This is a genomic window from Intrasporangium sp. (assembly GCF_040414665.1).
Taxonomy (GTDB): domain Bacteria; phylum Actinomycetota; class Actinomycetes; order Actinomycetales; family Dermatophilaceae; genus Intrasporangium.
In genome coordinates this window covers 1-20,126 of the sequence record NZ_JBEDUL010000115.1, presented here as the reverse complement: position 1 = coordinate 20,126, position 20,126 = coordinate 1, and the positions used below count along the sequence as shown (strand labels likewise).

At 70.7% G+C, this 20,126-nt stretch carries 19 protein-coding genes; 10 read left to right on the top strand and 9 right to left on the bottom strand.

What is annotated here, in order from left to right; translation table 11 throughout:
* Positions 1–1,043 (top strand): ATP-binding cassette domain-containing protein (locus ABF401_RS12640; protein WP_353509921.1); only part of this gene is annotated, 1,043 nt, incomplete at its 5' end.
* Positions 1,044–1,069: 26 nt separating this feature from the next.
* Positions 1,070–2,503, top strand: a complete 1,434-nt coding sequence (zwf, locus tag ABF401_RS12635; RefSeq protein ID WP_353509920.1) for a glucose-6-phosphate dehydrogenase — start codon at positions 1,070–1,072, stop codon at positions 2,501–2,503.
* 9 nt (positions 2,504–2,512) lie between these two features.
* Here zwf and ABF401_RS12630 read toward each other — a convergent pair whose 3' ends face one another.
* Positions 2,513–2,803, bottom strand: a complete 291-nt coding sequence (locus ABF401_RS12630; protein ID WP_353509919.1) for a DUF4287 domain-containing protein — start codon at positions 2,801–2,803, stop codon at positions 2,513–2,515.
* 159 nt (positions 2,804–2,962) lie between these two features.
* Between ABF401_RS12630 and ABF401_RS12625 the strand changes: the two genes are divergently transcribed.
* Positions 2,963–3,781, top strand: coding sequence for a DinB family protein (locus ABF401_RS12625; protein ID WP_353509918.1), 819 nt, complete (start codon positions 2,963–2,965; stop codon positions 3,779–3,781).
* On the opposite strand, the gene ABF401_RS12620 is transcribed toward ABF401_RS12625, so the two are convergent.
* Together ABF401_RS12620 and ABF401_RS12615 are read right to left on the bottom strand one after the other, a co-directional pair.
* Positions 3,766–4,821 carry a Gfo/Idh/MocA family protein gene (locus tag ABF401_RS12620; RefSeq protein ID WP_353509917.1) on the bottom strand — a complete coding sequence of 352 codons (1,056 nt, stop codon included), beginning with the start codon at positions 4,819–4,821 and terminating at the stop codon, positions 3,766–3,768. The genes ABF401_RS12625 and ABF401_RS12620 overlap by 16 nt on opposite strands.
* Complete coding sequence (locus ABF401_RS12615; RefSeq protein ID WP_353509916.1) at positions 4,818–5,384, bottom strand: DinB family protein; 567 nt, start codon at positions 5,382–5,384, stop codon at positions 4,818–4,820. The genes ABF401_RS12620 and ABF401_RS12615 overlap by 4 nt, the downstream gene beginning before the upstream one ends.
* 55 nt (positions 5,385–5,439) lie before the next feature.
* Here ABF401_RS12615 and ABF401_RS12610 point away from each other — a divergent pair, with 55 nt between their 5' ends.
* From ABF401_RS12610 to ABF401_RS12600, 3 genes are read left to right on the top strand one after another with little or no spacing between them, the layout of a single operon-like run.
* Entirely contained in the window at positions 5,440–6,546 is a 1,107-nt protein-coding gene (locus ABF401_RS12610) for a diacylglycerol/lipid kinase family protein (RefSeq protein WP_353509915.1), read from the top strand.
* A 31-nt stretch (positions 6,547–6,577) separates the two neighbouring features.
* Positions 6,578–7,234: a DUF2461 domain-containing protein gene (locus ABF401_RS12605; RefSeq protein WP_353509914.1), complete on the top strand. Its 657-nt coding sequence runs from the start codon at positions 6,578–6,580 to the stop codon at positions 7,232–7,234.
* A gap of 11 nt (positions 7,235–7,245) precedes the next feature.
* Positions 7,246–8,403, top strand: a complete 1,158-nt coding sequence (locus tag ABF401_RS12600) for an amidohydrolase family protein (protein WP_353509913.1) — start codon at positions 7,246–7,248, stop codon at positions 8,401–8,403.
* Between the two features lie 8 nt (positions 8,404–8,411).
* Here the strand turns inward: ABF401_RS12600 and ABF401_RS12595 are convergent, their stop codons facing one another.
* From ABF401_RS12595 to pheA, 3 genes are all read right to left on the bottom strand, one after another.
* Positions 8,412–9,113 carry a hypothetical protein gene (locus ABF401_RS12595; protein ID WP_353509912.1) on the bottom strand — a complete coding sequence of 234 codons (702 nt, stop codon included), beginning with the start codon at positions 9,111–9,113 and terminating at the stop codon, positions 8,412–8,414.
* Positions 9,114–9,238: 125 nt separating this feature from the next.
* Positions 9,239–9,631 carry a hypothetical protein gene (locus ABF401_RS12590; RefSeq protein ID WP_353509911.1) on the bottom strand — a complete coding sequence of 131 codons (393 nt, stop codon included), beginning with the start codon at positions 9,629–9,631 and terminating at the stop codon, positions 9,239–9,241.
* Positions 9,632–9,875: 244 nt separating this feature from the next.
* On the bottom strand, positions 9,876–10,820 hold the full coding sequence (pheA, locus tag ABF401_RS12585) for a prephenate dehydratase (protein WP_353509910.1): 945 nt from the start codon (positions 10,818–10,820) through the stop codon (positions 9,876–9,878).
* Positions 10,821–10,936: 116 nt separating this feature from the next.
* On the opposite strand from pheA, the gene ABF401_RS12580 reads away from it, so the two are divergent.
* Positions 10,937–13,129, top strand: a complete 2,193-nt coding sequence (locus ABF401_RS12580; protein WP_353509909.1) for a hypothetical protein — start codon at positions 10,937–10,939, stop codon at positions 13,127–13,129.
* A 60-nt stretch (positions 13,130–13,189) separates the two neighbouring features.
* Here ABF401_RS12580 and ABF401_RS12575 read toward each other — a convergent pair whose 3' ends face one another.
* Genes ABF401_RS12575 through ABF401_RS12565 form a run of 3 tightly spaced genes read right to left on the bottom strand, consistent with a single transcriptional unit; the run spans position 13,190 to position 15,349 of the window.
* On the bottom strand, positions 13,190–13,939 hold the full coding sequence (locus ABF401_RS12575; protein WP_353509908.1) for a glycosyltransferase family 2 protein: 750 nt from the start codon (positions 13,937–13,939) through the stop codon (positions 13,190–13,192).
* Positions 13,940–13,950: 11 nt separating this feature from the next.
* The gene (locus tag ABF401_RS12570; protein WP_353509907.1) at positions 13,951–14,850 is read right to left on the bottom strand and encodes a DUF5926 family protein; all 900 of its coding nucleotides are present in this window, start codon (positions 14,848–14,850) and stop codon (positions 13,951–13,953) included.
* Between the two features lie 49 nt (positions 14,851–14,899).
* Positions 14,900–15,349 carry an ATP-binding protein gene (locus tag ABF401_RS12565; protein ID WP_353509922.1) on the bottom strand — a complete coding sequence of 150 codons (450 nt, stop codon included), beginning with the start codon at positions 15,347–15,349 and terminating at the stop codon, positions 14,900–14,902.
* A 212-nt stretch (positions 15,350–15,561) separates the two neighbouring features.
* Between ABF401_RS12565 and ABF401_RS12560 the strand changes: the two genes are divergently transcribed.
* The 3 genes from ABF401_RS12560 to ABF401_RS12550 all read left to right on the top strand — a co-directional run.
* Positions 15,562–16,323 (top strand): PadR family transcriptional regulator, encoded by a 762-nt coding sequence (locus ABF401_RS12560; RefSeq protein ID WP_353509906.1) that lies wholly within the window; start codon positions 15,562–15,564, stop codon positions 16,321–16,323.
* Between the two features lie 193 nt (positions 16,324–16,516).
* Positions 16,517–18,646, top strand: a complete 2,130-nt coding sequence (locus tag ABF401_RS12555) for a heavy metal translocating P-type ATPase (RefSeq protein WP_353509905.1) — start codon at positions 16,517–16,519, stop codon at positions 18,644–18,646.
* 31 nt (positions 18,647–18,677) lie between these two features.
* Positions 18,678–20,126 (top strand): cobyric acid synthase (locus ABF401_RS12550; RefSeq protein WP_353509904.1); only part of this gene is annotated, 1,449 nt, incomplete at its 3' end.

The following is a 20,126-nucleotide window of genomic DNA, read 5'->3' as shown; positions in this document are numbered from 1 at the left end:
TCGCGAGCCACGACCGCGCGTTCCTCGACGCGGTGACGAACAGCGTCGTCGAGCTCGACCTGCACCAGCAGCGGATCGGCCACTACTCCGGTTCCTACAGCCACTTCGTCGCCGAACGGGCGCGCCGTCGAGGACAGGCGCGGGAGGCGTACGAGACCTACGCCGGTATCCGCGACTCCCTGGTCGCACAGGCACGCCAGCGACATGAGTGGGCTGTGAGAGGTCGCCGTGGCGTGTCTGTCGGCAGCGAGGCGGACAAGCACATCCGGGAGAAGCACAAGGCCCGGGCAGACCGACAGGCGGAGAAGGGGGCGCGGATCCAGCGGGCCGCCGACCGCCTCGAGGTCGTCGAGCAGCCTCGGAAGGAGTGGGAGCTGCGGTACACGATCACCGAGGGCCCGCCGTCCGCCGACGTCGTCGCCACCCTCACCGACGCCGTGGTCCGCCGGCCCGGCTACACCCTCGGTCCGGTGACCCTCGACGTCGGACGTGGTGACCGGATCGCCGTCACGGGCGACAACGGCAGCGGCAAGACCACGTTGCTCGCGGCGCTCCTCGGTCGGCTGCCGCTCGCATCGGGCCGCCAGGCCCTCGGCACCCGAGTCCAGCTCGGCGTGCTCGACCAGAACCGGCGCCTCCTCGACGACGACGCAACGGTTCTCGAGGTCGTGCGGCGCGAGCTGGGACTTCGCCACGGGAATGCCTCCTGGCCGGTCGGCGAGGTGCGGACCCTTCTGGCGAAGTTCGGGCTGGGACCCGATCACGTGTCCCGCCAGGCCCGTTCGCTGTCCATGGGCGAGCGCACCCGGTCGCTTCTGGCGCTGTTCCAGGGACGGCAGGTCAACACCCTCGTCCTCGACGAGCCGACGAACCACCTCGACGTCGACGCGATCGAGCAGCTGGAGGCCGCCGTGGCGGCCTTCTCGGGGACGGTGCTCGTGGTCAGTCACGACGAGAGCCTGCTCAGCGGCATACGGCTCACTCGTCGGTGGCACGTCGACAACGGGCACGTCGAGATCTCCACGCCCGAACCATCGTCGTAGGCGGGTGAGGCTGGCAGGCTGGTTCCATGCCCGCGACAACTGTCGTCCTGTTCGGCGCCACCGGCGATCTGGCCAAGCGCAAGCTCCTGCCCGGGATGCTGCACCTGCACGAGTCACAGCTGCTCGAAGGACTGCGGCTCGTCGCGACGAGTCTCGATGACCTGACGCGCGACGAGTTCCTCGACCTCGCGACCGATGCGATCCGCAAGTACTCGAAGCGTGAGGTGAACGAGGAGGACCTGCGCGAGTTCGCGGACCGGGTCCACTGGGTGCCGGGTGCGGCGGGGACGCAGGCTCTCCGGGACGCCGTCCTCGAGTCCGAGAAGATCCTCGGCCCCGAGGCTCGTCGGCTGCACTACCTCTCGGTTCCACCCAATGCCGCACTTCCTGTCGTCCACCAGATCAAGGAGGCGGGACTCGTCGAGCGAAGCCGGATCGTCATGGAGAAGCCCTTCGGCACCGATCTAGCCAGCGCAAAGCAGCTCAACTCCGAGCTGCACAAGGTCTTCCGGGAGGAGCAGATCTTCCGGATCGACCACTTCCTCGGCAAGGAGGCGGCCCAGAACATCCTCGCCTTCCGGTTCGCCAATGGCCTCTTCGAGCCGATCTGGCATCGCAACCACATCGACCACATCCAGATCGACGTCCCGGAGACGCTCGGGCTCGAGCAGCGTGCGGACTTCTACGAGGCGACCGGAGCGTACAAGGACATGGTCGTCACGCACCTGTTCCAGGTTCTCGGGTTCACGGCGATGGAGCCACCGCACTCGCTCGAGCCAGGTGCGATCACGGACGAGAAGAGCAAGGTCTTCAACTCCATGCTGCCGATTGAGCCGAGCCACGTGGTGCGCGGCCAGTACGTCGGCTACCGCGACGAGAAGGGTGTGTCTCGTGAGTCCGAGACGGAGACCTTCGTCGCGCTCAAGTGCTACGTGGACAACTGGCGCTGGGCGGGTGTGCCGTTCTTCCTGCGGACCGGCAAGCGGATGGCCGAGAGCGGCCGGATCATCTCCATTGCCTTCAAGGAACCGCCGCGGTCGATGTTCCCGCCGAGCTCGGGCGTCGGCGACGACGGGCCGGACCACCTGACCTTCGACCTGGCGGACCGAGCGCGCATGTCGCTCTCGTTCTATGGCAAGCGCCCCGGGCCGGGCATGGCGCTCGACAAGCTGTCGATGCAGTTCTCCATGCAGGACACGGACTGGGCCGGCGCCGCGCTCGAGGCGTACGAGCGGCTCATCTACGACGCGGCGCGCGGCGATGCCACCCTCTTCTCCCGGGCGGAGGGCATCGAGCGGCTGTGGGAGATCAGCCAACCGCTCCTCGACAACCCTCCGCCGGTCCGCCCTTACAAGCAGGGCACGTGGGGCCCGAACCAGATCCACCAGCTCATCGCACCCTTCGCCTGGCGGCTGCCCTTCGAGCGGCCGTGGCGCGACCCGAACGTCACGGGTGCCTGAGCGGGGCGCTCAGCTGCTGCCGCGGGCAGCGACGCCGTCGAGCTGCAGCTCGGTCGACTCGTCACGGTGCGAGCCGGTCGTGCCGACGTGCTTGGCGCTGATCGTCGGGCCGTTCTTGAGCACGTGGAAGAACGCCATGGCATGCCCGCGTCCGACCCCGTAGTCGTCCCGAAGCCACTCCGCCACCACGCCGGCCCTGGTCAGGCTGTCGAAGCCCTTGACCTCTGCTTCGGCCAACAGTTCGCGCGGGGTCTTGCCGGTCTTGGCCTCCAGTGCGTCGAGATAGGCCTGGAATGACATGGTCGTCTCCTGTCTGGTGGTGCCCGGTGGCCCACCATGGTGTCTGTCACCCCCACGTCGAAGGGGACGAACCGTTCTCGACATCGCAGCGAAGATCATGCCGTATGCCGCTGGGCTCGCTCCCACACAGGGGTGCGGTTCCGGCGCTACCGTCCTTGGGTGCGAAGTTTCCATGACGCCGACCTCACGGGTTCGCAGTTCGATCACGTACGCCTGGCGAACTCGCGCTTCAACCGGGTTGACCTGTCCGGGAGCCGCTTCCGCTCCGTCGACGTCGGGGACGCCGAGTTCCGCGGGAGTGCCTTCTACCGGGTCCGCATGCGGGGCGTCGACCTCTACGACGTCGACATCTCCGGCGAGATCGTCAACCTCACCATCAACGGGGTCGACGTCGCCCCACTCGTCGAGGCCGAGCTGGACCGACGGGATCCGGAGCGGGCGAGGGCCCTTCGGCCGAACGACCCGGCCGGGTTCCGTGAGGCCTGGGCCATCAACGAGCGACGGTGGGAGGAGACGGTCGCGCGCGCCCGGCGGCTGCCGCCCGACACGCTTCACGAGTCGGTCGAGGGCGAGTGGTCCTTCATCGAGACCCTGCGTCACCTCGCGTTCGCCACCGACTGCTGGGTCGGGCGGGCCATCCTCGGTGACCCCGCGCCGTGGCACCCCCTGGAGCTGCCCTGGGACGAGATGCCGGACACGCCCGGGGTCCCCCGGGACCGAGAGGTCCGTCCCTCGCTCGTCGAGGCGCTCGAGCTGCGGCACGACCGGATGCGGACCGTGCGCGAGTTCCTCGACGACCTGACCGATGACTCCTTGGCGGCGCACACGACGCCGGTCGAGGGGCCGGGGTGGCCCGAGCCGCGCAGCTATCCGGTGCGCGAGTGCCTCCTCACCGTCCTCAACGAGGAGTACCACCACCGGCTCTTCGCCGAGCGCGACCTGACCGTGCTCGAGGGGGCTGGCTACTCGCCGGGATAGCGCACGCCGACCTGGGCGCGGACCTCGTCCATCGTCGACATGACCCGCAACGTCGCGGCGTGTGCCATGTAGGAGCTCTCGCGACTGCCCGATGCGAGGCAGCGAGCGAACTCCGCAGCCTGGTAGCTGAAGCCGCGGATGGGGTCCGGCAGGCCTCCCGGCCGCTCGGCGAGGACCGTCCCGTCGAGACTGAGCAGGCGCACCGAAGCCGGCGAGTAGAAGGGGCCGCCCACGTCGAGCCGGGCCTCCGTCCCGAGGATCTCGGCGGTACAGGGCGTCCGGGTGAGCATGGAGCTGGTCAGCGCGGCCACGGCGCCCGACGCATAGGCGAGCACCATGCCGACCGTCGCGTCGACACCCCGGTCAGTGAGTGAGCCGCGGGCGGCGACCGAGGTCGGTGGGCCGAGCAGGTGGTCGGCGAAGGACACGGGGTACACGCCGAGGTCGAGGAGCGCACCGCCGGCAAGCTCCGGTGCGGCCAGTCGCTCCGGGCCGTGGGGGTGGAGCTTCTGGGAGTGGTCCGCGCGGACGAGCACGAGATCGCCGAGCACGCCGTCCTCGACGACCTGGCGGATGACGTCATAGTGCGGCAGGTACCGGGCCCACATCGCCTCGGCCACGAGCAGGCCCCGCGACATCGCCGCCCGGATCACGGCCCGTGCCTCGGTGGCGTTGCGCGTGAACGCCTTCTCGACGAGGACCGGCTTGCCGGCCTCGATGGCGAGGAGGGCGTGGTCATGGTGCTCGGAGTGAGGCGACGCGATGTAGACCGCGTCGACACCGTCGTCGGCGACGAGCTCCTCGTAGGACCCATGGGACCGCGGAACACCGTGCTTCTCGGCGAACGCCTGGGCCCGGTTCGCGCTGCGTGAGCCCACCGCGACGACCCTCGAGGCGGTCCCGGCCGCGACGGCGGTGGCGAACTCGTTGGCGATGAACCCGGGGCCGAGGATGCCCCAGCGGATCCCGGGGGCCTCCCGCGGGTCCGGGACGCGGGGCTCGGGCAGGGACCGGACCTCCAGAGCGCTTCCGGTCGTCATCCGCGCACGTCCCACAGGTGATGGAGGACGTCGTGGACGAAGTACCGCCCCAGGGTCTCGGCGGTGAAGGTCGACCCGTCGCTGCGCAGCCCCGGCCACGCAAGCTGCTTCTCCGTCGGCCACCCGAACGCTTCCGCAGCGGCGTCGAACGCCGCCACGAGCTCGTGCCGGAGCGTGTCGGGCTCCGCCCGCCAGTAGGCCTTCTCCACGGCGGCGGCGTCCTGGTCCCAGTTCGCGAAGCGAACGGTCTCACCGCCACCATCGAGGATCTGCTCGAGGCGGCCCCGCATGACGTCGCAGACGTCACGGACGTGCGCGCAGTACTCGAGCGGCGACCACACCCCAGCCGACGGCCGAGCCCGCACATCCGGCCGAGCGAGCACAGCGGCATACCTCTGCTTGGCGTCGAGGAGGATCTCGGGCACGCCGTCGGGACGAACGTCTCTGGGGTCGAAACCGCAGTCGGGGCACGACCTCGTCAGGACCCACGTCCAGTCGGCGGTGTCGGGCGTTGCTGGACCCGGGTCAGCGGTCTCGGCGGTCTCGGCGCTCGCGTCGCTCATGCCCACAGCGTAGGACCCGGCCAGGAGGTTCCTCGCGCTCCGCTAGATTCTTCGGGTGCTCGAGGACTACCTGCCGTGGATCATCGCCGGCGTCGTGGTCGCCGTGCTGGTCCTCGGGTCGGTGCTCGCGCTCCGCCGGGCTCCCGGATCGACGGCCCGCCTCAGGCGGGGTCGCCCCCGGCCGAGTCGCGACCAGTTCGGCTCCGGCGGTCGCCGCACCGATCTCAAGCGTGCCGCCGTCGTGATCAACCCGACGAAGTTCGCCGACCTGCCGATGATCCGCCAGCGCATCACCTCGACCTGCCACGCCGCGGGTTGGGGCGACCCCCTCTTCTACGAGACGACCGTCGCCGATCCCGGCACCGGTCAGGCGAGAAGTGCGGTCGGCGAGGGGGCCAGCGTCGTGTGCAGCCTCGGTGGCGACGGCACCGTGCGGGCCGTCGCGCGCGCCCTCATCGGCACCGAGACCCCGCTCGGCATCCTGCCCGCAGGCACGGGGAACCTGCTGGCCCGCAACCTCGACCTGCCCGTCGACGCCCTCGACGAGGCGGTCCGCGCGGCGCTCACCGGCCGGAACCGGCGCATCGACGTCGGCGAGCTCGTCATCGGCGAGCTCGACGCCCAGGGCGAGCCGGTCGATGGCGGCGAGCGGGTGACGGAGCACTTCCTCGTCATGGGCGGTATGGGGCTCGACGCCCTCATCATGGGAGGGACGAACGAGGTCCTCAAGCAGCGGGTCGGCTGGGCGGCCTACCTCCTGTCCGGCGTCAAGCACCTCGTGTCGCCCGAGTTCCGCACCCAGCTCCGGCTCGACTCCGAGCCCGAGTTCAAACGGCGCGCCCGGACCGTCGTCATCGGCAACTGTGGCCGACTGCTCGGCGGCCTCGTGCTCATGCCCGATGCCCGCGTGGACGACGGCAAGCTTGACCTCGTCATCGCCTCGCCCCGCGGCTTCGTCGGCTGGGCACCGGTGATCGCTCGAGTTCTGACCCGGCAACGGAAGGGTCACGCCACACTCGACCACAAGGTGTGCCGGGAGGTCCGGGTGCGCGTCGACCGGCCACTGCCCGTCCAGGTCGACGGCGATGTCATCGGCGAGGCGACCGAGATCAACGCCTCGGTGCGACCGGCCGCCCTGACGGTCCGCGTCCCGATCGCCTGACCTCCGCGCCGATGGGTGCGAGGCTGGTCTCGTGAGCCCTGATGCGCCAACCCGCCCGTTCGCCGGCTTCCAGACACAGGCGCTCGCCTTCTACCAGGGCCTCGAGGCCGACAACACCAAGACCTACTGGACCGACCACAAGGACGAGTGGGAGCGGGAGGTGCACGCACCCATGCTCGCCCTCGTCGCTGCCCTCGCGGACGAGTTCGGCGAGGCCAAGCTCTTCCGCCCCAACCGCGACATCCGCTTCAGCGCGGACAAGTCGCCGTACAAGACGCACCAGGGCGCCTTCGCCGCCACGCCGGGCGGCGCAGGCTACTACGTCCAGATCAGCGCGACCGGCCTCAGGGCCGGCGGCGGTTTCCGGGCGCATGACCCGGCGCAGACCGCCCGACTGCGCGCGGCCATCGATGCCGGTCCGCCCGGCGCCGAGCTGGAGTCCCTGCTGGAGTCCTTGCGCCGCAAGCGTTTCGACGTTCTCGGGGAGAGGGTGAAGACGACACCGAGAGGCTATGCGGGCGACCACCCACGCATCGAGCTGCTTCGGCACAAGGAGGTCATGGTGATCCGTGACTTCGGCGATCCCGCCTGGCTCGGCACGAAGCAGGCGCTTGCCAAGGTTCGTGACGCCTGGCGGTCGGTCCGCCCCCTCAACGACTGGGTCGAGGCGCACGTGGGTCCGACATAGGAGGGCGTGTCATGCAGGTGATTCGGGCCCAGCAGGTCTTCGACGGCGAGCGCTTCCTCGGGCCGGGCGACGTCGTGCTCGACGGGCCGACCATCGTGGCGGTCAACCCGCCGACGGAGTATGCCGAGGGCGTCCTCGTCGAGGACCTCGGTGACGTGACGGTGCTGCCCGGTCTGGTCGACGCCCACCAGCATCTGACCTGGGACTGCTCGTTCGACGCCGTCGGATGGCATGAACGACACGATGACGAGGCGCTGCTGCAGCGGGGTCTCGTCAACGCTCGCCAGGCGCTGGCGGCCGGTGTCACGACCGCCCGCGACCTGGGCGGGCGGGGGCGTGCTCCGTTTGACCTGCGCGACGAATGCTCGCGCAACCCCACGGCCGGGCCGACACTCCAGGTCGCCGGTCCGGCCCTGACGACGCCCGGCGGACACTGCTGGTTCCTCGGCGGCCAGTGCGAGGGAGCAGAGGACCTCGCATTGGCGGTTTCGCGCCTCGACGAGGCCGGCGTGGACGTCATCAAGGTGATGGCGACGGGCGGGAACATCACGCCCGGGTCTGCCCCGCACGAGTCGCAGTTCGGGCTCACCGAGCTCCGAGTCGTGGTCGAGGCTGCCCATGCCGCAGGGCTGCCGGTGGCCGCGCACGCACATGGCACGCAAGGGGTCGCCGACGCACTGGACGCGGGAGTCGACACGATCGAGCACTGCAGCTTCATGACAGCTGACGGCGTTGCCGAGGACCCAACGCTCGTCAGGCGGCTGGCCACCTCGGGCATCGCCGTCTCGATCACCGGCGGCGCCGTCCCCGGTCCCCTACCGCCCGCCATTGCCGCGCGGATGCCCACCCTGAACGCCCATGGCCGCGGCTTGCTGGACGCCTCGGTCCGATGCATCATCGCCACCGATGCCGGGATCGGCCCTGCCAAGCCCCATGACCTGCTGCCTCACACCATCGAGTACGCCGTCGAGGAGCTCGGCGCGACGGTCGAGGTGGCGCTGGCCATGGGCACCGCGCGAGCCGCGGAAGCCATCGGACTGGGAGGGCGGGTGGGACGATTGCGCCCGGGCGCAGCCGCCGACCTGCTGGCCGTCTCCGGCCGCGTGGACCACGACGTGTCGGCGATGCGGCATCCGGTCCGGGTCGTCCACGGCGGGGTCACCGTGTGACCCGGAGACTACGGATCCTGGGTGGTCACGAGCGCCGCGGCGACTGACGCCGTCCAGGCCGGGAGCATCAGGGCGGCACCGATGAGAAAGCACACGGCGCCGAGCAGCGTGCCACCCACGGCCACCGGAACGTCGATCATCTCCCCGGTGCCCGGCAGCACGTAGCTGGCGAGCGCGGACGCCATGAAGAACACCGAGCCGACCATGTTGAGCCAGGCGATGCGCCAAGGCAGCGATCGTGGCTGGTAGCTGAGGAACCGGCCCAGGGCGAGGATCGCGAACGCGCTGGCGATGAGGAAGAGGGTCGAGCCGTAGAAGTCCGGCCGCCAGACGCGGCGGTCCTCCTGCTGCACGGTCGCGTTGTGGACGAGCGCCGCAAGCGTACTCACGTTGAAGAGAAGCGTGCCGGGGAGCTGGGTCACTGCGGCGAGCCAGTTGCGGTCGTGCGGCAGTCGCGCCCAGAACCGCACCCGCGCCTTGACGTGCTGTCCCTGCTCGTCCACGCCGGTCATCGCGGGTGACTGCGACTGGACGAGCTGGGCGAACGCGGCTGAGGTGAAGAACAGAGAGCCGACGACGTAGGTGACTGAGTCGATGGTGCCCCCGACGGCGTCGATGTACGGGGGCACGGACCCGAGCACGAAGCAGGCAGAACCGATCATGAACAGCCAGGCGATGGACGTGTTGAGAACAACCGGCTTCACTCTCATGGAGGCCCCCCTCGAACGGCGTCGCCCCAGCAGTCGCCCTTTCATGGTCCACCCGGGCTCGGCACCCGACACGTGGTTTTCGGCCACAGTCGGCGAGGCCGACTGATGGGTGTCCACGCCGGTGACTAGGCCGGCACTCCGATCCCGATCCGGCCCAGCGGCTCGGGGCCCATGTCCGCCCGGTGCCGCACCTCGGCGAGGGAGAGCCGCTCGGCCACCTCGGGACGCACGTTCCTCAGGCGTTCGAGCACCCACCAGGCCTGCGGTGCCGCAAGGCCCGGCCGAGCGCGGCCGGGAACGGGCACGAGCACGGCGGTGGAGACCCAGATCTCCTCCAGCAGTGAGCGGGCCCGTCCCCGGGTCGATCGGAGCCGGCGAATGCGTCGAGCGCTCGACGCCGTGAACCGGAAGGTCAGGTCCAGCTCCGCGAGTGCCTGCCGGAGATCGACGAGCCACGCCACATCGTCGGTAGGTGGGAAGCCTGCGACGAGCAGCCGTCCCGGCACGTACTCAGTCATCCCACTCACCACCCCTGGTGCGGATCCCCGGACATCTTCCAGAGAGGGTGGAGCGGCCCTGGGTGATACGTGTATCAGGAGCCGTCGAAGGGACTCTGACGGTCGGGGGCCAGCGGGGCACCGGGCGAGGGGACGTTGTTGGGGGGCAACGAGCCCGGTGTCCTACGAGAGCCCCACCGGTTCAGGGGGCCGGGGGGGCCACAGGGCGCCGGCACATGAGGCCGGCGCCCTGCCGTTGGGTGGGTCAGCTGCGGAGCCGGTCCAGCCAGATCCGGGCCGCATCGAAGTCGCTGTCGGCCGTGCCGAGGCGCGCACCGGCCCTGACGCCGTCCGCGCGGGGATAGGACCCGAGGAACCGCACGTCGGCACACACGCGCTTGAGTCCCATGAGCGTCTCCCCGACCCGGGCGTCCTGGACGTGACCCTCGAAGTCGATGGAGAAGCAGTAGCTGCCCATCGCCTCCCCGGTCGGTCTAGACTCGAGCCGCGTCAGGTTGACGCCCCGCACCGCGAACTGCTCGAGCAGCTCGAGAAGTCCTCCCGCATGGTCCTCACGCTGGTACAGCACGACGGTCGTCTTGTCGGCGCCGCTCGGCTCGGGCAGCGTGCCCGGCCTCGACACGAGGACGAACCGGGTGACGGCCGACGGGTTGTCGCCGATGTCCTCGGCGAGGATCTCGAGCCCCTCGTTTGCGGCCGCCACCGGCGCGCACACGCCCGCGTCGAACGCGACGTCGCCGGGCTCACGCAGCGCGGCAGCGCTGGCCGCGGTGGACAGCGTCGGGACGTACGCCGCGTCCGGGAGGTTCGCGGCCATCCACCTGCGCACCTGAGCCCACGCGTGCGAATGGGTCCCGACGCGACGGACCCGGCTCAGCGGCATACCGGATCTGGCGCACAGGACGAAGGTCACGGGCACGAGCACCTCGCCGATGACGACGAGGGGTTCCCCCGTGGCGAGTGCGTCCAAGGTCGCCGAGACACCGCCCTCGACGGAGTTCTCGATGGGCACCATGGCGGCGTCGATCGTGGCCGCGCGGAGGGCCTCGAGAGCCGCGTCGACGCTCCCGAACGGCACCTGCTCCTTGTGGCGCGCGCCGTCCCACGCATCCAGCGCCATCTGCGTGAACGTTCCGCGGGGGCCGAGGTAACCGAAACGCTGCAGGTCGGCCGGTGTCCGCGGCGTCATGAGACGTCCTTCCGGCGTCGGTTCTCCACGATGCGCAAGGGTAGCCCCGCGGTCGCCCTGCTTCGCCGACGTTCCACAGGATGGCCGTCTCAGATCACCTTTGTATGGTGTCCCCCGTGATCCGCAGGCATCCCCTCAAGGCGCTCGTCGCCGTGCTGATGCTGCTGATCGGGGCCCTCGCGTGGTCCTACACCACCCGTGACTCCGTGCCGGTCCCTCGCACGGTCAATCCGGCACCCGGAGAGTCGCTCGTCGTCGTGGGCGTCGGGGGCATCTCCTGGGACGACGTCTCGGCGCAGAAGACTCCGGTGCTCTGGGGGCTGCTCCGCGATGGCGCGGCCGCGTCCGTGTCGGTCAAGACCCTGCACCTGACGACGTGCCCGACCGATGGCTGGGCCACCCTCTCCGCTGGCGAGGCAGCTGGACCGGAGGCCGACGGAGAACGTCCGGCCTGCACACCGCTCCCGGAGGTCGTCGGGAACGAGGCGAGCGGATTCTCCGTCGCCGGCTTCGACGCCCTGGCCTCTGCGTCCAGGGAGAACGCATTCGAAGCCCGGCTCGGCCTGCTCGGTGACAGCTTCGCGACCCATCCGTCATGCACCTCGGCCATCGGCCCCGGCGCGGCCATCGCTGCCGCGACGTCTGACGGGAAGGTCGAGCACTACGCGCCGTTCGATCCACAGACCCTCGTGTCCGTGCTGGCGCAGTGCCCGATCTCGATCGTCGACGCCGGGGCGATCCTCACCACCCTGCCTGACCCCGCGGCCCAGCTGGGGCAGGTCAGCGCGATCGAGAAGCGGATCGCGCAGGTCAGGGATGCCATGCCCACTGGAGCCGATCTCATCGTCGTCGGCCTGGCGGACCGGGACCAGCAAGAGCGGTTGCGCATCCTCACCGCCACCGGCCCGCACTACGCGCCGGGCATCCTGGCCTCGGCATCGACGAGGATGCGCGGCATCGCCCAGATCTCCGACGTGACCGCGACGATCCTGCAGCGCGGCGGGGCGCGGCCGGTCGAACCGATCGGTGGTCGCGCGCTTTCGGCCATCGCCTCGCCGAACAACAGCGAGTCGACGGCCGCCGACAAGCTGACTGCGCTGACCGACATCGACCTCAAGGCGGACGCGATGCACAGCATCGTCGTTCCCTTCCTCGTCCTGTGGCTCTCCGTGACGCTCATCGCGTTCGTCGTGCTCTGGATCAGGTGGAAGCGCGCTCGCCCGTGGCGGGCCAGCCAGACGCGAGAACGGGTGCTCCACCAGGTCCGCCTCGTCGGGCTGCTCGCCGCAGGGATGCCGGCCGCCACGTTCCTGGCCAACCTGGTGCCGTGGTGGCGCTGGTCGCCCCCGTCGTGGGTGCTCGTCGCACTGCTCAGCATCCTCGTCCTCGTCATCAGCGGTGTCATCGCCGCCGCCTGCCTCCACGGTCCGTGGAGCAGCTCGGCCCTCGGACCGCTCGCCCTCCTGTCGGCCGTCACCGCGAGCGTCATCGGCGTCGACCTGCTGACCGGGTCGCACCTGCAGATGTCCTCGATCTTCGGCCTCCAGCCGCTCGTGGGCGGCCGCTTCTACGGGATGGGCAACGTCGCGTTCGCTCTCTACGGGTCGGCCGTCCTGCTGCTCTGCGCCGCGATGGCGCACGCCCTCCTGCGGCGCTCGGCCCGCCGTCTCGCGGTTCTCGCCGTCATCGTGCTTGGCGGGGCAGCCTTGGCGGTGGACGTGCTGCCGGCCTGGGGTGCGGACTTCGGCGGCCCGATCGCGCTCGTGCCTGCCCTCGGATTCCTGTTCATGCGGGTCGCCGGCATGCGGGTGTCGGTGCGCAACCTCGCTCTCGTCGGCGTGGCTGCGGCCGTGGTCATCACCCTCGTCAGCTACCTCGACTGGCGCCGGCCCGAGCAGTACCGGTCACACCCCGGCCGCTTCCTGCAGACCGTGCTGGACGGGGACGCGTTCACCGTCCTGTCGCGCAAGCTCGCTGCCAACCTCGAACTGGCCTCCGCGTTCCCCATCTTGACGGGCGCCGTGGTGGTACTCGTTGCCTTCCTGCTCGTCATCGTGGTCCAGCCGGGCCGGTTCGGCACGGATCCCTTCGCCCGGCTCGTCGACGAGGCGCCCCTGCTGCGGGACGGGCTCCTCTCCGTCGTGATCATGTGCGTCATCGGCTTCCTCACCAACGACTCCGGCGCCGCGATTCCGCCGGTCGGGATCGTCCTGACGGTGCCCCTCGTGGTCTCTGCCGTCGCCCACTTCATGTCGATCGAGCGAGCCAAAGAGCCCGTGCGCCGCCGCCGCGACCGGCACCACGTCTGATCCGAGCGTCGGCGCGCGACGGTCGGGCAAGGGGAGGCGGACCGCGAGGTGCGCGGTGGGTCAGGAACGGCGGGAGCGGCGCAGTCGACGGACTCCGAGCGCGAGTGCCACGTCCCGGTACTGCGCCGCGCGGTGCAGCTGCGCTCGCCAGTCGGTGCCCGTGACGCGATGGTGCAGGTCGCACGGAACCTCGCGAACCACGAGCCCCGCGTGGAGGACGTCGATGGTCATGCCGACCTCGACACCCCAGCCGCGGGCGAACGGGACGGCCGCGCCGACCGCAGCCGGTGACAGGCACCGCATCCCCGAGAGCGGCTGGACCGGGCTCCAGCCGGTCAGCTCCTCGATCCCCCGGCGGGCGAGCCCCACGACGAGGCCGCGACCGCCACCCGCGGACCGCTGGCGTGGCAGCGTCGCGATCGTGAGGTCGGCCTCGCCGGCAGCCACCGGCTCCACGAGTGCCCCCAACCCCTCGGCGGATTCCTCGAGGTCGGCGTCCACGAAGAGGGCCGCTGCCCCCGACCCGACCCGTCCGACCCGCTGGAGCGCGGCCATCCGACCGAGACCGCTCATCAACGCCTTCGCCTTGCCGCGGTTGCGGGTGTGCCGGACGACCTCGACCGCATACTCTCCAGCGATCCGGGCGGTCCCGTCCCGCGACCCGTCGTCCACGACGATGACCGCCGTGATTCGGGGGATCCGGCGCACCGCACCGATCGTGGCCGCGATGCGGGCCGCCTCGTCCTTGGCCGGGATGATGGCGACGACCTGCAGCGGGGTCGCCGGAGTACCGCGTGAGGGCCCGGGCATCGAGGGACCGCTCAGCGCAGCGTGACCTGGCGGTTCGTCAGCCCCGCTCGCGCGCCACGCTCCGCCGCAGTGAGCGGCTCGGTGGCGGCTGCGGCCACCTCGATGCGCTCCCGCATGGCCGCGACGGCATCCTCGTGGCTCTCCGGCTCCGACTCCGGGTCAACCTCCCAGACGGGGATGAGCAGCCCGCTCGACCGGAAGCAGCCGAGCAGCCGACCGGCCTCGGCCCGCTCGGACGTGAGCCTGGACGTGTCGGCGGCGTGGAGGCGGGCGAGAGCGCTCGTCGCGACGTCCTCGTCGTAGGGCAGAACCCACCGGACATAGCAGCGTTCGCCGATCCGACACCAGTACGCCGAGGGAGCCGACGCCAGTTTCACGGTCGGGATGACGGACTCGTTGGCCCGCTCGAGGGACTGCTGCCCCTCGACGTCCAGCTCGGCGTCGTCGACCCAGAAGTCGAAGCCCTCGTGCAGCTCGATCTCGAACGGTGCGTCGACGTCGATGAGGTCCTGCAGTCGCGTCGTCTCGGGCGTCGACACGGGCAGCGACTCGATCGGCGTGCCCGGCTCGGCGGCGATCGCCAGCTCGACCGCATGTGCGATGTCGCGGCTCGTGTCACCGCTGGCGTTGCCCGACTGGATGCCGACCAGGACGTCGCCGTTGCTGCGATGCAGCGCCGGCCAGGCCAGCGGAAGGACTGTCGCGATGGTGATGCTCTCGGGCGCTCCGTCCGGCGCCCTGCCCTCGGCGAGGTGGACCGTCGCCGTCGCCGCGGGGACGATCTCGCGCATCGCGACCCACTCCGTCTCGTGGGGCAGGCCCTCGAAGGGACGAGACACGAACGGCACGGGAGCCGGACGGGAGGTGCGAACGGTGCGGTCCGTGCGCGGACGCCGAGAAGCCTTGCCCATGGGAGGCAACCCTAGTGGGTGGCCGGCTGCGCGCGTCGACGCGAGACGTTCAGTGTGAGCGCCGCCGGGACGGGCCTCCCACGGAAGCCCACACGGTGCGGCCGTTGGCCTCCTCCAGGACGCCCCACTCATGGGCGAGGGAGCGGACGATGCGCAGGCCTCGGCCACCGGGGGCCCACGTCGTCGGCGGCGAGGGCCGTGGAGCGGTGGCCCCGCCGCCATCAGAGACCTCCACCTCGACGACGTTGTTCTTGACCTTCCAGTGGACCCGGATCGCGCCGTCGGAGAGCGGTTTGGCGTGGCGGATGGCGTTGGCGACGAGTTCGCTGACGACGATCTCGGCCTCTTCGACGACCTCGTGCGGGACCTCACGGGCGGCGAGGTCGGCCACCAGCGTCTTGCGGATGTGCGGCGCCGCAGAGGGGGCCCATGGGATGCGCACGGTCCTCTTCTCGTTCTGGGGCGCCCCGCCGTCCGTACTGGGGCTGCCGTCCTGCATGGTCGGCACGCGGGTCCTCCTCCCTGGGGCCCGGTTGCCTCGGGCCGGACACGCCTGACCGGGTGGCTGCCGTTCTCTCGACGTTGATCAATGAAGCATCTCTGGGGTGTTACCCGCAAGGCGGAGACGAAAAACATTGTTCGGAGAGCGTTAGCGATATATCTTTGATGCATCGCGACTGATCGGCAGTCGCTCGACGACAGGGAGATGACATGGGAAGCAACGAATCGGAGTGGGGCCACCGAGAGCGCGGCGGCTATGGACCGCGCGGCGGACGACACGGCGGCCATGGGGGACGCGGCCGGGGCATGGGCGGCCCGGACTGGGTGACGGGCTTCGGCGGCTGGGGCGGCGCCGAGGGTCCTTGGGGCGGCATGGGCCGCGGCCGACCGGGCCCGCCGCCGTGGATCCACGACCTCATCCGCAGCTTCGGCGGACCGTCGTTCGGGCCGGAGCAGCAGCAGTCGCGGCCGCGCCGACCGCGCGCTCGCCGCGGTGACGTCCGTGCCGCCATCCTCGACGTCCTCGCGGGCGACGAGATGAACGGCTACCAGATCATCCAGGAGATCGCCGACCGCAGCGGCGGAGCGTGGAAGCCGAGCCCCGGGTCCGTCTACCCGACGGTCCAGCAGCTCGAGGACGAGGGTCTCGTCGAGGGTCGCGAGGTCGACGGCCGTCGGCTCCTGCGGCTGACCGACGAAGGCCGCCACTATGTCGAGGAGCACCCCGACGAGATGGCGGCGACGTGGGCGGCCTTCGAGTCCGGGGAGGAGGAGCCCGAGGACGAGGGCACCTCGCCCACCTTCGGCGGTCGCGGCGCAGACGGGCTCATGCCCGTCGTCGGCCAGGTCATGGGCGCGATGTGGCAGGTCGTCACGACCGGCACCTCGCAGCAGCGAGCCGAAGCCACGGAGATCCTCTCCGAGACCCGACGCCGGCTCTACCAGCTTCTGGCTGACGGCGAACCGGAGTGATCGGCTAGCCCGCCGGCTCGCTCCCCACTCTGCAACACGCCCGGCTCCTCGAAACGCACCCCTGCAACAGCACTGGTCAGTTTCGAGGAGCCGGGCGTGTTGCGGGTGGGGGCGGGAATGTGGGTGCCCGGCGCCCTGTTCCGCTGTATACCCTATGGGGGTATGCTGAAGGCGGAGCGAGAGGGAGCACATGATGACCGACCAGTCCGAACATTCACCGCAGGTCACTCGAGACGTCGACGAGACCAGCTCGCACGACGAACACCACAGCCACGGCGCATCGGAACCGCACGTGGGGCACGCCGGACACGATGCCCATGCGGGGCACGGGGCGATGGGACACGCCGGTCACGGCGACCACGTGGCGATGTTCCGCCGGCTCTTCTGGATCATGCTCGCCCTCGCGGTGCCGACGGTCCTGCTCAGCGAGATGTTCGCGTCGATCGTCGGCTACACCCTGCCCGACGTCGCGGGCATCAGCTGGATCCCACCTGTCCTCGGGACGGTCATGTACCTCTGGGGAGGGAGGCCCTTCCTCACCGGCGGCCTGGACGAGCTGAGGGCGCGCAAGCCCGGGATGATGCTGCTCATCAGCATGGCGATCACCGTCGCCTTCGTCGCCTCGTGGGGCGCGAGCCTCGGCGTCTTCTCGACGGAGCTCGAATTCTGGTGGGAGCTCGCGCTCCTCATCGCCATCATGCTGCTCGGCCACTGGCTCGAGATGCGCTCTCTGGCAGCCACCTCATCCGCCCTCGACTCCCTCGCCGCGCTCCTGCCCGACCAGGCGGAGCGGATCGACGGTGGCACCGTGACCACGGTCTCCCCGAGTGAGCTCCGCGTCGGGGACGTCGTCATCGTCCGGCCGGGCGGTCGGATCCCCGCGGACGGCGACGTCGTGGACGGCTCCGCGGACCTCGACGAGTCGATGATCACCGGCGAGTCTCGCACCGTGCGCAGGGGCGTCGGCGACCACGTCGTTGCCGGCACCGTCGCCACGGACAACGCCCTGCAGGTCCGGGTCGACGCGGTCGGCGAGGACACGGCCCTGGCCGGCATCCAACGACTCGTCGCGGAGGCGCAGTCGTCGTCGACCCGGGCTCAGCTGCTCGCCGACAAGGCGGCCGGGTGGCTCTTCTGGTTCGCACTCGGGGTCGCCGTGATCACCGTCCTCGTCTGGAGCATCTTCGGCACTCCCGAAGACGCCCTGACCCGGGCCATCACCGTCCTCGTCATTGCCTGCCCGCACGCCCTCGGGCTGGCCATCCCGCTCGTCGTCTCCATCTCGACGGAGCGCGCCGCCCGCGGTGGTGTCCTCGTCAAGGACCGCGCGGCGCTCGAGCGCATGCGCCTCGTCGACACGGTCCTCTTCGACAAGACCGGGACCCTGACGAAGGGCGAGCCGGCCGTGCACGACGTCCTCGCCACCTCGATGACCGAGGACGAGCTGCTCGCACTGGCCGCCTCGGCCGAGGGCCCCAGCGAGCACCCGCTGGCCCGGGCGATCGTCGCCGCGGCCGGAGCACGTGGGCTGCGGCTCGGCCGGTCGACCGACTTCACCTCCTCGAGCGCGGTGGGCGTCACCGCGACGGTCGACGGCCGCACCGTCAGTGTCGGCGGGCCGCACCTGCTCGCCGAGCACGGCCTGACGCCCCTCGACCAGACCCGGGCCTGGGCGGACGCCGGATCGACGGTCCTCCACGTTCTCGTCGACGGCGAGATCGCCGGCGCGCTGGCGCTGGCGGACGAGGTCCGCGACGAGTCGCGGCAGGCTGTCGACGCCCTGCACCGCCTCGGCATCCGCGTCGTCATGATCACCGGCGACGCGGAGCCAGTGGCGCGGGCCGTGGCCGCGGAGCTGGGGATCGACCAGGTCTTCGCCGGTGTGCGCCCCGAGCACAAGAGCGAGAAGGTCGTGCAGCTGCAGAGGGAGGGCCGCACCGTCGTCATGGTCGGCGACGGCGTCAACGACGCACCCGCGCTCGCACAGGCCGATGTCGGGCTCGCGATCGGCGCTGGCACCGACGTCGCGATCGCGTCGGCAGGCGTCGTCCTCGCCTCCGACGACCCGCGCTCCGTCCTGTCGGTCATCGAGCTGTCCAAGGCCGGCTACCGCAAGATGAAGCAGAACCTCTGGTGGGCCGCGGGCTACAACCTCGTGTCGGTGCCGCTCGCAGCCGGCGTCCTGGCCCCGATCGGCTTCGTGCTCCCCATGGAGATCGGTGCCCTGCTCATGTCACTGTCGACCGTCGTCGTTGCCCTCAATGCCCAGCTGCTCCGCCGGCTCGACCTCCGCCCGGAGGCGAGCGTCATCATCGACGCGTGACCCAGGCGCCGTGGTCGGCGAGGATGTCCGAGTGAACCTCTACTCTGGCGGTCCTCCTGCCACGGGCCTGCTCATTGCCGGAACCTCTTCGGACGCAGGCAAGTCCGTCATCGTGGCGGGGCTGTGCCGGGCGCTCGCGAGGCGTGGGGTCCGGGTTGCCCCGTTCAAGGCCCAGAACATGTCGAACAACTCGATGGTCTGCGCCGACGGCGGCGAGATCGGTCGCGCGCAGTGGCTCCAGGCCGCCGCCGCCGGGGTCGAGCCGACGACCGCCATGAACCCCGTCCTCCTCAAGCCTGGGACGGATCGTCGCTCCTTCGTCGTCGTGCGTGGCCGTCCCGCTGGGGTGCTGGAGGCCGGGGAGTATGCCGCTGGGCGCGCTCACCTTCGCGACGCCGCGTTCGCGGCCTACCGAGAGCTGGCCGACGAGTACGAGCTCGTGGTGTGCGAGGGGGCAGGCTCCCCTGCCGAGGTCAACCTACGGGAAGGCGACTACGTCAACCTGGGACTGGCGAGGGAGTTCGGGCTGCCGGTGGTCGTCGTCGGCGACATCGACCGCGGTGGCATCCTCGCAGCGCTCTACGGCACCTGGGCTCTGCTCGACGACGCCGACCGGGCGCAGCTCACCGCCTTCGTCATCAACAAGTTCCGCGGCGACGTGTCAGTGCTGGAGCCCGGGCTCGACGAGATCACGCGCCGCACCGGGGTGCCCTTCCGTGGCGTGATCCCGTGGCTGCTCGACGTGTGGCTCGACAGCGAGGACACCCTGGCCGTCGGTCACTGGCGCGCGTCGACGGCCTCCTCACCCACGGGGCGGGACCGGCTGCGAGTCGCGGTCGTGCGCCTGCCCCGCATCTCCAACGCAACCGACGTGGACGCGCTGGCGGCTGAGCCCGGCGTTGACGTGCTCGTGACCGCCGACCCCTCCGTCGTCGAGGCTGCGGACCTCGTGGTCCTGCCCGGGTCTCGTTCCACGGCAAGCGATCTGGCATGGCTGCGCCAGCACGGTCTGGCCGAGGCACTGATGATGCGTGCGGCGGCCGGGCGGCCGGTGCTCGGGATCTGCGGCGGCTACCAGATGCTGGCGCATGAGATCCGGGACGACATCGAGTGCGAGGTCGGAGCATTGCCGGGGCTGGGGCTGCTGCCCACCCGCGTCGAGTTCGGCGCTGGCAAGGTCCTGGGACGGCCGACCGGCACGTGGCGTGGTCACGTCGTTGACAGCGCGTACGAGATCCACCACGGAGTCGCCCACCCTGTCGCGGACGCGGGAACCGGACCGGAACGCTTCCTCGACGGCTGGCGGTCCGGGTCGGTGTGGGGAACGATGTGGCACGGCGCCTTCGATAGCGACGGCTTCCGGCGCGCTTGGCTGGGCGACATCGCGGCGCAGGCCGGCTCGGACTGGCAGCCGGACGCCCACTCACCAGGCTTCCGCGAGCGCCGGGAGCGCATGATCGACACGTTGGCCGACGCGGTG

Excerpts from the sequence above, each read along its gene's own strand:
- ABF401_RS12560 (WP_353509906.1), top strand. The coding sequence starts at position 15,562 with ATGGGAAGCAACGAATCGGAGTGGGGCCACCGAGAGCGCGGCGGCTAT.
- ABF401_RS12630 (WP_353509919.1), bottom strand. The coding sequence starts at position 2,803 with ATGTCATTCCAGGCCTATCTCGACGCACTGGAGGCCAAGACCGGCAAG.
- zwf (WP_353509920.1), top strand. The coding sequence starts at position 1,070 with ATGCCCGCGACAACTGTCGTCCTGTTCGGCGCCACCGGCGATCTGGCC.
- pheA (WP_353509910.1), bottom strand. The coding sequence starts at position 10,820 with ATGACGCCGCGGACACCGGCCGACCTGCAGCGTTTCGGTTACCTCGGC.
- ABF401_RS12555 (WP_353509905.1), top strand. The coding sequence starts at position 16,517 with ATGACCGACCAGTCCGAACATTCACCGCAGGTCACTCGAGACGTCGAC.
- ABF401_RS12565 (WP_353509922.1), bottom strand. The coding sequence starts at position 15,349 with ATGCAGGACGGCAGCCCCAGTACGGACGGCGGGGCGCCCCAGAACGAG.
- ABF401_RS12570 (WP_353509907.1), bottom strand. The coding sequence starts at position 14,850 with ATGGGCAAGGCTTCTCGGCGTCCGCGCACGGACCGCACCGTTCGCACC.
- ABF401_RS12615 (WP_353509916.1), bottom strand. The coding sequence starts at position 5,384 with ATGAGCGACGCGAGCGCCGAGACCGCCGAGACCGCTGACCCGGGTCCA.
- ABF401_RS12620 (WP_353509917.1), bottom strand. The coding sequence starts at position 4,821 with ATGACGACCGGAAGCGCTCTGGAGGTCCGGTCCCTGCCCGAGCCCCGC.
- ABF401_RS12575 (WP_353509908.1), bottom strand. The coding sequence starts at position 13,939 with ATGCCCGGGCCCTCACGCGGTACTCCGGCGACCCCGCTGCAGGTCGTC.
- ABF401_RS12590 (WP_353509911.1), bottom strand. The coding sequence starts at position 9,631 with ATGACTGAGTACGTGCCGGGACGGCTGCTCGTCGCAGGCTTCCCACCT.
- ABF401_RS12600 (WP_353509913.1), top strand. The coding sequence starts at position 7,246 with ATGCAGGTGATTCGGGCCCAGCAGGTCTTCGACGGCGAGCGCTTCCTC.
- ABF401_RS12595 (WP_353509912.1), bottom strand. The coding sequence starts at position 9,113 with ATGAGAGTGAAGCCGGTTGTTCTCAACACGTCCATCGCCTGGCTGTTC.